At 33.8% G+C, this 12,776-nt stretch carries 9 protein-coding genes; 4 read left to right on the top strand and 5 right to left on the bottom strand.

Going from position 1 to position 12,776, the window contains the following annotated elements; genetic code table 11:
• Positions 1-442 precede the first annotated feature (442 nt).
• From B8967_RS19765 to B8967_RS19755, 3 genes are all read right to left on the bottom strand, one after another.
• On the bottom strand, positions 443-1,405 hold the full coding sequence (locus tag B8967_RS19765) for a beta-1,6-N-acetylglucosaminyltransferase (protein WP_228406265.1): 963 nt from the start codon (positions 1,403-1,405) through the stop codon (positions 443-445).
• A 236-nt stretch (positions 1,406-1,641) separates the two neighbouring features.
• The gene (locus B8967_RS19760) at positions 1,642-2,751 is read right to left on the bottom strand and encodes a serine hydrolase domain-containing protein (RefSeq protein WP_084087429.1); all 1,110 of its coding nucleotides are present in this window, start codon (positions 2,749-2,751) and stop codon (positions 1,642-1,644) included.
• Between the two features lie 368 nt (positions 2,752-3,119).
• Complete coding sequence (locus tag B8967_RS19755; protein ID WP_084087427.1) at positions 3,120-4,127, bottom strand: OmpA family protein; 1,008 nt, start codon at positions 4,125-4,127, stop codon at positions 3,120-3,122.
• A 1,050-nt stretch (positions 4,128-5,177) separates the two neighbouring features.
• Here B8967_RS19755 and B8967_RS19750 point away from each other — a divergent pair.
• Positions 5,178-6,302: a helix-turn-helix domain-containing protein gene (locus B8967_RS19750; protein WP_084087425.1), complete on the top strand. Its 1,125-nt coding sequence runs from the start codon at positions 5,178-5,180 to the stop codon at positions 6,300-6,302.
• A 155-nt stretch (positions 6,303-6,457) separates the two neighbouring features.
• The gene (locus tag B8967_RS19745) at positions 6,458-7,510 is read left to right on the top strand and encodes a serine hydrolase domain-containing protein (protein ID WP_084087423.1); all 1,053 of its coding nucleotides are present in this window, start codon (positions 6,458-6,460) and stop codon (positions 7,508-7,510) included.
• A 504-nt stretch (positions 7,511-8,014) separates the two neighbouring features.
• Here B8967_RS19745 and B8967_RS19740 read toward each other — a convergent pair.
• A complete protein-coding gene (locus B8967_RS19740; protein WP_084087421.1) occupies positions 8,015-9,448 on the bottom strand; it encodes a S41 family peptidase in 1,434 nt (477 codons plus the stop codon).
• 133 nt (positions 9,449-9,581) lie between these two features.
• Positions 9,582-10,667 carry an alpha/beta fold hydrolase gene (locus B8967_RS19735; protein WP_084087420.1) on the bottom strand — a complete coding sequence of 362 codons (1,086 nt, stop codon included), beginning with the start codon at positions 10,665-10,667 and terminating at the stop codon, positions 9,582-9,584.
• A gap of 241 nt (positions 10,668-10,908) precedes the next feature.
• On the opposite strand from B8967_RS19735, the gene B8967_RS19730 reads away from it, so the two are divergent.
• Together B8967_RS19730 and B8967_RS19725 are read left to right on the top strand one after the other, a co-directional pair.
• On the top strand, positions 10,909-12,063 hold the full coding sequence (locus tag B8967_RS19730) for a helix-turn-helix domain-containing protein (RefSeq protein ID WP_084087418.1): 1,155 nt from the start codon (positions 10,909-10,911) through the stop codon (positions 12,061-12,063).
• Positions 12,064-12,152: 89 nt separating this feature from the next.
• Positions 12,153-12,692 (top strand): DUF3575 domain-containing protein, encoded by a 540-nt coding sequence (locus B8967_RS19725; protein ID WP_084087416.1) that lies wholly within the window; start codon positions 12,153-12,155, stop codon positions 12,690-12,692.
• Positions 12,693-12,776: the final 84 nt, after the last annotated feature.

Genomic DNA, 12,776 nt, shown 5'->3' with positions numbered 1-12,776 from the left:
TTTAAATTTAATCTTAACTCAAAACCTTATCCGCTCTGAAAATCTATTGAAATTTAAGTTCCACTTAAGTTTAACACAATAATTAAAAGAATTTAGATATTTATTCCATATTCAGAAATTCTATAGAGATATTCACAGATGATAAAATACTAAGAATTTTTTCAAAAAAATTCCTCAACAACAAATGATATTTTTTTAAACTAACCTCATATTATTATTTTAACTACAAAAATAAAGGAGACGACAATACATTAAATACGGAAAACCGTAAACTTGCTACTCTCAATATCCTGACTTTGCAGCAAGTTTTAAGCAAATAATCTTATTTACCAGCTCAAAGTCGGGAGACTTTGCGCAGCAGAGATGTACCTGTTTTACCGGCAATAAAAAAACCTCTATCAATTTTGATAAAGGTTTTTTTATTAGAATTTCAATACTCTTTTTAGTTGAGATGATTAAAATTTCTGTCCATATTTTTCACATGGGTTATTTTTACTGATGTTTTAAAAGGCTCATCATAATTCATCTTAATATAATCAATTATTTTATTGTCTACATTATCATCGAACTTCCGGGCAAAAAGATGATTTCCTGTTTGGAGAAAGCTGATATCTGTTTTAGTGAATGTTTTAGGACGTAATTTGATGTCTCCGTCAGGAATCCAGATAATTGCTCTTTTGTCATCATTCACTAAAGTCCCTGTAAATGAAGTATTCATTAAAACAGTTTGAAAGAAAGATTCATCAGCAATTAAGGTATTTAAATAATAGTCTTCAAATTTTTTAACCTCAACATTGCTATTGATAAATTCACAGCAATCTCTCGTCAAAATCATCCATTGCCCTCCGATATAAGGTATGACATCTTTCATGAAGCCTCTCTTATGAGTTTTGTCAGAAATGCAATCTTCCAGTTCTTCAAAATAGTTCTCAATTCTGTTCATCGTTTCAGGTCTTATTTTTTCCTGATTATCAATTTTAATATAACTGTTCCCATTATTTTTCGATAAAAACTCTTTGATGATTTTTTGTGATTTTAACGGATAATCCTGCCCACTTAGGTTTATAAAATAATCCCATTTTGCATCCATACTCAACAGGTATTTTATACCATCCAACTCAGCCTGAACCATACTGTATCCTCCCCAAATAACATTTTCACTGTTTAGGATATGTACGTTCGGATATTGTTTTAAAAAATCCTTTACATCTTTACCAATTTCCTGATTGGCCTTTTTGTCAATATGAATAAGGTAGAAATTAGTAGAATCGTAGATGGCTTTAAAAAGCTTCTTAAATTGATTCGGTAAGCGATGTACTAAAATTAAGTATGCTATACTAATTGATTTCATTGGAGTTTCACCAATTCTATGTCCGTCGCTTTCGCTTACATAAACACTTTTCATTTTATTTAATTTAAAAATTACTAATGTTTACAACTTATTTCATAAAGTATTAATAGACATTTTTATAAATATACGAAATTTAAACTGTTTTTATTGGAAATAATAAAATAAAAAGATTTTCAACCCATTGAAGCTTTGAATTATGAAAGAACGGATTAATAAAATTTGAAGGACTGTTGATAAAAATATGACATCTTCGTAAGTAAGGAACGCGATGTGGCGGTTTACATTAGTTTTTACTGAAGTAATATCCCTATAATTTCCTCATACAATGCCCGTAACTGTTCCTCTTTTATAGCATCGATAAGCGTTCCCGCGTTTGTACACAGGACGACACTGGTATTTTTGGAAGGAAAATAAAAAGCATAGGCACCGGCTCCTACACCACTCCCCTCGTGGCCGATTGCCTGCAGGCCACCATTGGTTTTATAAAAATGGAGCCCTAAGCCATATGTAGGAGTACCCTGATGATTAACTGCAACTTTCATTTCTTCCAGCGATGCGGGTGATACTACCGTTTTGTCATGGAGCAGCTTGTAGTAAAATCCAGCGATATCCTGAACGGAAGCCACAATACCGTCATCACCAATGAGGGTAAGTACTGTACCCAGTTGCAACCCGCTCATATCGGTAAAAGTGCCGTCTATTTGCAGATAATTAGCCGTTGTTCCTACGGGAGCCGTAGTGCTTGCCGAGCCTGCTATATAATAGGTGTTGGAAAGTCCAATGGCGTTAATTATTTTGTCCGTAATATACTTTCGATGTCCGTTTGGAGTAACACGATCAATAATAAGAGCCAGCAGGTGATAATTTATATTGCAATACCCAAATGAGGTACCGGGTGCAAATTTTGCGGGTTGATTGTATACATAGCTCAATACCTGTTCGCTCGTCATAGGCAGTGGCCCTGCAACCACATCGTTTAAAAACTGATCGCTATCCAAATAATCAGGAAGCCCTGATGTCATCGTAAGCAGCTGCCTTACTGTAATGATATTTCCGTTGGGTAGATGATTACAAATGCTAGGAAGATAGGTGTTTACTTTGGCATCGAGATTAATTTTGCCCTCCTCCTTCAGTTTTAGGACAGCAACTGCGGTAAAGGTTTTTGAAATACTCTGCATATAGTGAAGAGCAGAAGCGGCCATCGGCTTTTCATTAATTACCGCGTCTCCTGCAACCAGAGTATAATTCCCGGAAGCTGTCTTTACACTAAGGCTTAAGCCTGGGAAGTTGGACAAAGCTGCATTAAGTTTTTGCTGTGCCTGCGCTTTTCTATCAGGTGAATCATCATGGCTACATGAGGTCATAAAAATAATAACAGCTAGTAATAAAAACTTTTTCATAACATGTAATTTGAATTATTTACATGCAAAATTCACCTAAGAAAAATGAGAAAAGGTTTCAAAAGCTTAAAAGTGCATAAATTGGTACTTATTTGCCGGTATTTTTATTTGTTTGATGTCTGGCCTGCAATTTTTTTAAAGCTTTACAAAAGGTTGTTCTTGAAGTAAAGCCCTATTCTCATCCCATCGCCAGCCCTCCGCTCTCCGAAGTCTCCAGACTTTGGAGCAAGTTTAAAGAAAATAATCTTATTACAAGTTCAACGTCAGAAGTCTTCGCACAGCAGAAACTAAAACAAAAAAAATCCCAGCTTTCATTGGGATTTTTTAAGCAAAACAGCCTACAATTCTCTATTATTGTAGGATTTATCTTATTTTTTCACCAGCTCTACTCTACGGTTTTGCGCCTTCCCTTCTTCAGAATTATTATCTGCAATCGGGTTTTTGCTGCCGAAGCCTTCTGCTGAAAGTCTTACTTTATCGATACCTGAAGTAGTTATCACATTCAATACTGCTGTAGCACGATCTTTTGAGAGTTGGATATTATGGGCATCATTTCCGCTGTTATCTGTATATCCGTTAATGGCTAGTTTTAGATGGGTGTCGTTTTTCAGGACTTTTGTGATTTCATCTACGGCTGTTTTGCCATCGGGTTGTAAGCTTGCTTTGTCTGTATCAAAATTAATATGCAATACAGCTTTGCCTTTTGCATCCAATTCTTTTTTTATTTCATCAGATTTTAATATCGAAATCGTTTGCTCAAACGGTGCTTTCTGTAGAATTTGTATGGCTCCGGTCGCCGTATTTCCATAGAGCTGAATATAAATATCATCGCCATTGGGCCTTCTTATGACATATACTTTTACGGGTTCATTCCAATAATCTATAGAACCTTCCTCTCCAAAGTATTTGGCCTCTGGTGTTATTCTGTCAAGCTCTTGCTGAGAAACTTTACCATCAAATATTTTTACACCACCCACTTTTGTAATCGCATCATCATAACTTTTCAAAAAATAGGGCAACGACCACTCTTCTGTATTACTTTTTCCGTTTACTACGTACGTTTTCCATACTTTTCCTTCTATTGGTGTCATTACGCCTTTAAGTGGAAAAAACAGCATATCATAGCTTCTTTGTACCGGTTTATTTTGGAAGTCCAGCCCTTTGGGAAAACTGAAAAAGGGCAATTCACCCACTTCAGCATTGGAAACCGGTACGGAATTGATATCAAATTGAGTAGTTCCTCCCGGAGATTTTTCTGCAGCTCTGCCATCTTCTATGGCAACAGTATCCTGTGCAGTATCTGTTTTTTGTTCAGCTTTTTTGTTACAGGCAGTAAATAAAGCGCCTATTGATAGAATAATCAGTGTCTTCTTCATTGTAATAAATTTAGGTTTTTGGTATTTAATTTTTTTCAAATAGTGAGCAATAAGACAGCTCTAATTCTTCTTCATCAAAATCGTTCTGTATATTTTCTATACTATTTTTTTTTGCGGCACTAACTTACAAATAAAATGCGAATGGGAAAGTACCTAGATTTAAGGATTTTAGCGATTAAAAGATAATGTACGGATATTTTTTTGACGCAAAGTTTTTATTTTTGAAACTGCTGATTTTAAGGGAGCAAAGATAGAATCAACTTTGTTGATTCGTCGGAGCGTATGGATAAATAGACCTCTTCCTGCTTCCTAGCTCTCCGAAGTCTCCTGACTTTGGAGCACTTTAAAAGAAAATGACCTTATTTACCAACTCAAAGTCGGGAGACTTTACATAGCAGACCAGCATCAGAATACTAACACTTTCTAATTTTTTTATTAAACCACAAAAGTCACAAAAGATTTTTTAAACACTTAAGCTATTTAAGTTATATACGTTGTGTATAACAAGTACACTAAAGTTTTTTTGAAAATCAAAGATTTTCATCTTATGTGAACTTAAATATGCAGTACCTCCTTAAGCTTTCTAAAGTGTACTAAAGTGTTTAAAAAAATAAAAACTTTAGTGACTTTTGTGGTTAACTGACTTTGGAGCACTTTAAAAAAAATGATGTTATTTTACCAGCTCAAAATGGGGAGACTTTGCATAGTAGACCAGCATCAGAATAATAACACTTTCTAATTTTTTTATTAAACCACAAAAGTCACAAAAGATTTTTTAAACACTTAAGCTATTTAAGTTATATACGTTGTGTATAACAAGTACACTAAAGTTTTTTTGAAAATCAAAGATTTTCATCTTATGTGAACTTAAATATGCAGTACCTCCTTAAGCTTTCTAAAGTGTACTAAAGTGTTTAAAAAAATAAAAACTTTAGTGACTTTTGTGGTTAAGTTTAAACACACCAAAAAATTCATTGCATAGCAGAAACATTCTTATCAACAAAATCTATTTTTCTTTATCACTTATATCCTATTTTTGTAAAAAAACTAATGGACAAATTAAGTTTTCTGGAAGTTATTGCTGCGATTGCCGTTTTTGTATCGCTGCTGCTTGCCGTATTTTTGTTAACGGTAAAAACAGAAAGAAAACTGGAAAGCAGGTTATTTGCAGCGTTCCTTATCATTAATGCCATTGATATCAGTGGGATTTTCATGCACCTTTTTGTGGAGAGTTATAATCTGAAAGCTTTCAAAATATCTGCTTACTTATTGGTAATGCCTCTTTTCTATCTGTATGTGAATGCCGTTTGTTATTCTGATTTTACCTTAAAAAGAAAGCATTTACTGCATCTTATTCCTTTCATTGTGGCCAACTTAATTTTAGTTCCAAGGCTTTATCTGGCAGAAGGTGCTGCTAAAGAAGCTTTCTTTACAACGATGTGGCACTCTCCTGAAATGTTTGTGTATCAACTCATCGGGGAACTGCAGTTTTTCTTTTATATCGTTGCCATATTCATTGTGCTTAAAAAATATAAGAAGATTTATCTTGAAAACTACACGAATCCCAACACTTTATTATACCAATGGCTGTTTCAGCTTACCTTGATTTTCTTATTCATCCATGTATGTATTATTTTTAAAAATATCATACGATATACGGCATACAACGATTTGTTTATCTGGATCCATATTGTAGCGGGAGCTTCCTTTTTACTGGCTGCCTGCTGGTTTATCTTAAAGGCATTAAATTATCCTGAGCTTTTTCGCAGAATTGATTCTACCTTACAACCGACAGAAGATTTTGCGGAAACATTAGAAACTGAACATACAACCGACGAAACAAAAAGTTCTCAGATCGAACAGCTTAGAAAATTCATGGTTGAAAAAGAACCTTTCCTGGAGCCTTCATTAACGATTCAGGAATTGGCAGATCAGGTGAATATTCCTGTTCGTGAGCTGTCTGTTTTAATTAACCATCACCTCAATCAGCACTTTTTTGATTTTGTGAATGAATACCGCGTTAAAAAAGCAATGACCCTACTGAAAGATCCCACAAAAAAAGAATATACGGTGCTGGAAATCTTGTATGAAGTAGGTTTCAATTCAAAATCTTCTTTTCATACCTCTTTTAAAAAATATACGAATCAAACGCCAACCGCATTCAGAAACAGTTGATAATTAATCAATTGTAAAAAATCGAACTTTGGATTGTAAATAATCGGACTCATTTCACTCTTGAAAATGAGTCCGACTTTTTTATACGGACTTTTTTCAGGATTCTCTACCGCATATTTGCATCAGATTATGAATGTCAAATTAAAATTCTGACCATGAAATATGTAACCCTTATTTTATTTTTTGCCTTACTTGGCTGTAAAAGTGTTCACCCAACCCATCAACAAAATGTTGAAGATGCCATTACAAAAAATGCGCTTCAGTTATTAAAGGACAAAAGATTTCATTCTGTTTCCATTGCCGTGCTTAAAGATGGAAAATCCACTATACAACATTTTGGAGAATTAACGATTGGTAAAGGAAACAAACCCGACGATTCTACTCTTTATGAATTAGCTTCTGTAACCAAAACCTTTACCGGTTATATAGCCGCTAAAGCCGTACTTGATCAAAAAATACATTTAGAGGATGATATCAGAGTCTATCTTAATGAACCTTATCCTAATTTAGCATTTAAAGGTGAACCTATAAGAATCAAACACCTCATCACCCATACCAGTGGATTTCCTAATTTCCCCATAAAAAGTGAAAATAAAAAGGCTTTTTTTGAAGGATTAAAACTCATCAAGATTGAAACGAAGCCCGGAGAAGTCTATTCCTATTCAAACACCGCTCCGGAGCTGACCGCCTATATCCTTGAAAAAGTATATCAAAAACCGTTTGAGGAATTGGTCACTGAATTTATTTTGAAGCCCAATAACATGAACCAAACTAAGTTCACACTCACTGAAAATGACAGAACAAGATTGGTAAAAGGCTATAACGATAAAAACGAGCTAATGCCCAACTTCAACAGAACTTTATGGGGCGGAATTTCAGGATTACACTCTACGACTACAGATTTGGTGAAATATATGAAACTGCAGCTTAACCCATCAAATCCTATTGTCAAAGAATCTCATAAAAAATTATATAAAGAAGGTTCTGATTTTTGGGAAGGCTATCATTGGTACATCATAGAAAATGATCATCAATTAATATATAGACATCACGGTGGTATCTACGGAATGCAGAACTGGTTGGTAATCTATCCTAAACAAAATATGGGGATATCCATACTGACCAACACCAGCTTTAATGAAACTGGAGAAATTTTAGAAAAAGTAGTGGATAACCTGTATGATGATATAATGAAAACAAAAAAATAAAAAGCACCTAACAAAGCCTTCGAAGTAGACACTGACTCTCCAAAGTCGGAGACTTTGTGCCGCTGAGTGAGATAAAACAGCACGAATCCTTCTTCATCAACATCAACATCACAATATTTTATAATGTATTATTTTCTGCAGCACTCACTTACAAATAAAACATTACGCCTTCTTAGTTTTAAGGATCTTATTGACTAAAAAGATAATGTGCTAATGAAGTATTTTTCTGACGCAAAGATTTCATTTTTGAAACCGCTGATTTTAAGAGAGTAAAGGTAGAATCAACAAAGTTGGTTCGTTGAAGCATATGGATAATCATACTGCTTCATCAGCGATGAAGTCGCATCACTTTGCCCACTTACAATAAAGCAGAATTATTTATAAACTTTGCGTTCATCTTTTTTAATTAAAAACATTTATCATCCAACGAGTTAATAAAAAAACAATCGATTGATTCACACTGATTTTACATTTAAAACAAACCTCAAAATACACCTCAAATCATTAGTATTGCTTCATCACAAAATCCATTTGTCTGTCAAATCCTGTCCTCAGATCATCTGATTCTGTTTGTATTTCAACATCCGGCTTAATTCCTTTCGGATCATTGATGAAATGGGGGGTTCTCATTCTGTATTGAAAAGTAGGGATCCAAACCAATGTTTTCGAATAAGGTAAAACAAAAGCCTGCCCGCCTGAGTTGCTGTAATTACTTCCTTGTGAATATTCTCCATAAAATTTCCCAATTTTATGCTCCTTCATCAAGGCTAACAAATGTCCTGTGGTTGAAAAACATCCGCCATTGATCAGAACGCTGATCTTGCCTTTGTAAAAATTGGGTTTGTTTTGTTGGAGTTCAAACCACCAGTTATCCGTACCGTCAGTTTCTGTGTAGCAGTTTAATCCATCCTTGAATTTTGTTTCATTCAGATTTATTTCTTCAATATTGTCCGGATATTGAGCGTAATGCTTCCATTCCTTTACGCTTTTATATTTTGCTCCCATATAATCAAAATAGTAATAAGGAGTACTGCTTATATATGAAAATAAGTAGTTGGCAATATCTGCCGAACCACCGCTGTTATCTCGTAAATCGATAATTAAATTTTTAGTTTTTAAACTGTCAAGTCGTGTGAAAAAGCGGTCTAACTGTTTCTCTGCAATTTTTCGGTCTGCTTCATTATACCCATTTTCAAATGAACGAAATCTTAAAACAGCTAAGTCGTTTGTTTTGAACTCTGTGGTTAAAGGTTCTGTTTTTTTTGAAATATAACTAGTATATTCCTTAAATGGCATTCCCTTAAATATTTCTTTCAATTTATGATTGCTACGGTCTGCATATTCAATTTCAAATTTTTCTGTTTGATTATACATAAAATAATAAAAAGGGAAATTACTGAATCGTACATTTAATCCGGTTTCATTTCTGCCTTCAAGATGTATGTATTGCTTCATTTCATTCACCACAGTATTGATGTCTTTTCCATTTATTGTTAGAATTCTCAATCCTGTATATTCTTTATTTTCCTGAGATGATTTATCCAGATAATAATGGCCCATAATTTTATAGATGCTGAAAGGAAAAACTAACCTTTCATTGAGTAAACCAATAATTCGTCCCCTATCAACGGCTGTATGCCCGTCTTTAATTTTTGCCATTAAGGTGGCTGTCAATTTATAATATTCTACAAGGGAAAGATCGGTTTTTATGGAGCTTTTTAAAGAGGAATACGTTTTATCAAATTCATTTTTTGAACAGAACATAAATTGCCCGGGATGAATGGTATTTGTTAAATGATAGAGTTCTGAAAACTCGGCAATAACGCTGTCTTTTTTTAGCGATTTGTCAAACAGTTCTGGATTTTTTAATGTTGTATTTTGCCCAGAAGCAACATTGATTGTCAACAATAAAAGGGGTAATACGATCTTTAAATTCATTTTAAATGTTTTTACTCTACAATTGTTTGAATAACCTAGCTCTCCGAAGTCTCCTGACTTTGGAGCAAGTTTAAAGAAAATAATATTATTTACTACCTCAAAGTCAGGAGACTTTGCGCAGCAGAGGTAGTTTTCATTTGATCAGTTTATTATTTAATAAGAATGTTTTAATGTCATTCACTACTTCATTCGGGCGTTCGTCTTTTACACCATGCCATGTATTTTCATATACCTTGTGAACAATAAAAGGCCTATGTTCTTCAGTAAGTTTATCATTTTCTTCTTTAAAATCGAACCAATCATTTTTACTGACAGGGTCGAAAATGAGCAAAGGTGTATTTAGATTTCGATAAATTATTTTAGGATTTAATTGATGTGTTGAAGCACCAAAAGCCGTTTTAGAAGTAAAAGGAGTGTAAATAATGGCAATATTTTCTTCTGCTGAATTCTCGCCGGTAAGTTCTTCTGCACCTGGATTTATTTCATATTTTCCGTTTGTATTTTTCTTTATTCGGGCATAAGAAGTGAAAATTTCTTTTTTCAGTTTCTCGTTTTCTTTTCCTTTTATCCCCCAATTATTATACATCAACCAATACGCATCAAAGTCATTATCAAAGACCAGTGTTTTTTTGTTGGCATAATACTGTTTCGTTTCTTCAATATCTTTTCCAATATTAGCCGACTTTGCCTGAAAATCCCAGGCCACAGAACCGCCATCTTCTAAAATAAGAGCCTGAACCATTTCCGGGTAAGCATCATAAAATGCCGAACTGATAGTTCCTCCTCTTGACCAGCCTCCGATAATTGCTTTTTTGATTTTCTTTGTATCTAAAAGAAATTTGATATCATCAGCAACGTGATAAATAGACAGGTTTTTTTGAGAAATAGGCGTAAATCCATGACCGTAGTAATCAATGGCAATGACATGCAAATTCATTTTTACTAATTGATCTATTATTTCGTACAGTTCATACCCATTGCTATACGTTCCGGGAATCCAGACAAGTGTTGGATTTTTTTTATCTCCCCACTCCAAATAATGCATTCTTACATTATTGGTTTGGATATAATTTCCGTGTTGTTTTTCGTATTTCTCAAATTCCGGTTTTAAACTTTGGAACAAATTCCGTTGTGTTATAGAATCTGCGGAAGCGTTTTTTTGAGCTGCTGCTGATAAATAGACTATGAAAGAAAGCAATAGAATGATCTTTTTTTTCATAATTCACATGTTTTACTTTGTTTTAATTGGTAGTATTTACGATGGTTATTTTCCGATACATAAACGATACGACTTGTATGGCAATCGTTTATGTTTCACAGTAACAATATAGTAAATTTATTAAGTATCATAACACTCATTTCATTGTTTATTCATTTTTTCTTGTCCTGTTTTCCGTATGAAAGAACTATATTTAAACCGTGATATACCACACCCATCTTTAAAATAACTTTGATAAAAATTGATTTATACAACACTTTTAAATATTGCAATTTTCCAGGGAATCGTCTTAGGAGTAGTTATTTTAAAATCTTCCTTATTCAGTAGTAAGTCAAATAAGTATTTAGCCTACTTACTATTTGCACTTTCCATGGTTTTACTGAATTATGTTTTTGAAATTGAAGGTACATTTAAGTCCTATCCCTTGCTACGTTTTCTGGACTATATTGAGTGGATATTTTTACTCCCCGTCTTCATCTTCCTTTTTATAATAAACCGAATTGATGATACCATAAAGAACAGACAAAGAGCTTATTTGTATTACATTCCGTTTATCTATTCCTCTACTTTTGTTATTATATACCATCTTAATGATATTTTAGGGATTTATAAAATCACAGATTCAGGCATTTTCATCATCAATATACTTACACTGATTCAGCTTTTATTTGCCTTTATCATCATTCTGTTTCCACCTTTTTACTCTTATTTTATGATAAGGCACTTAAAAGACCCACAAGAGAAAAAATGGGTGCTTATCTTATTAACTACTCTCTATTTATTGTTATCTACCTGGCTAATTACGTATATGACTGGCTTCTTTTTTGGAATAGACATTTCCTCTACCATGAGTGGGCTGGCTTTATCGGCAACCTTTATCATGCACTGGACAGCTTATATAGGTATTTACAAATATAAGCTTGCCAAAAACAAAGAGGCTGTCTACCATTTTATAAACAACGATTTGGTTATTATACATCCTAATCCGCAAGTTGCAGAAAACAGTATAACGCAAGAAAATAACACTGCCGAAGAATCCAGAGAATCTATAACGGCTGACAATCTTTATTTTCAAAAACTGGAACTTCTTTGTAAAGACGAGCACATTTATACGGACAGTACATTAAACAGAGAAAAAGTTGCTGAAAAACTAGGCATAAGTGCAGGATATGTTTCACAAATTGTAAATACGATCACAGGAGACAACTTTGCTCATTATATTAATCAATATCGGGTGGAAGCTGTCAAGGAAATGATATCAGATCCGGAATATGACAACTATAATCTACTGACAATGGGATTAGAAGCTGGGTTTACTTCAAAAACAACTTTTTTTAAAGCCTTTAAAAAAGTGACGGGTCAGACCCCCAATGAGTATAAAAACACTGTTAAATAAGTACCATTTTGTCCATTTTTAAGCTTTTGAAACCTGTTGTCATTTGAATTATTTGAGTTTTGCATTTAAATAATTCAAATTACTTTTTTATGAAAAAAACCTTTTCACTACTCATCATTTTGTTTGCTTTTTATTCCGTGTATGCTCAAAGTGAAACTGATGCCAACCCTTATCAGAAAAACAATGAAATTAAGTTAAATTTAATCGCGCCGTTATCCGGAGCTGTACAAGTAGATTACGAACGACATCTCAACAAACATTCATCAGTGGGGATCTCTGCCTATATGGTTTATGACCATACAAAAGAGGAGGATATGAATTACAACATCTCCCCTTATTACAGATATTATTTTGGAAAAAAATATGCTTCCGGTTTATTTGTCGAAGGATTTGGAATGTTCACTTCCATTGATGGGAAAAAAATATACGCACCAGACAACGTGACATTCACTGAAAATAAAGATGTTTATGATATTGCACTAGGTGCAGGTCTAGGCTGGAAATTGGTCACAAAAAAAGGACTTGTTTTTGAAGCCAACGTTGGCTATGGAAAACTTTTGTTCAATGCAGACAAAACAGATCATGACGTGGTGGCAAAATTTGGATTGAGTATTGGCTACCGATTTTAATATCTAAAAACGGCAGCATAAGAAGCCTTTTGTTCGCAGCGGATAAAGTACAAAATTAAAGAATGAATAAAATCCTGACAAAAG

It is taken from the genome of Chryseobacterium sp. YR221 (assembly GCF_900176315.1).
GTDB classification, from domain to species: Bacteria; Bacteroidota; Bacteroidia; order Flavobacteriales; family Weeksellaceae; genus Chryseobacterium; species Chryseobacterium rhizosphaerae.
This window is presented reverse-complemented; position numbering and strand designations above follow the sequence as displayed.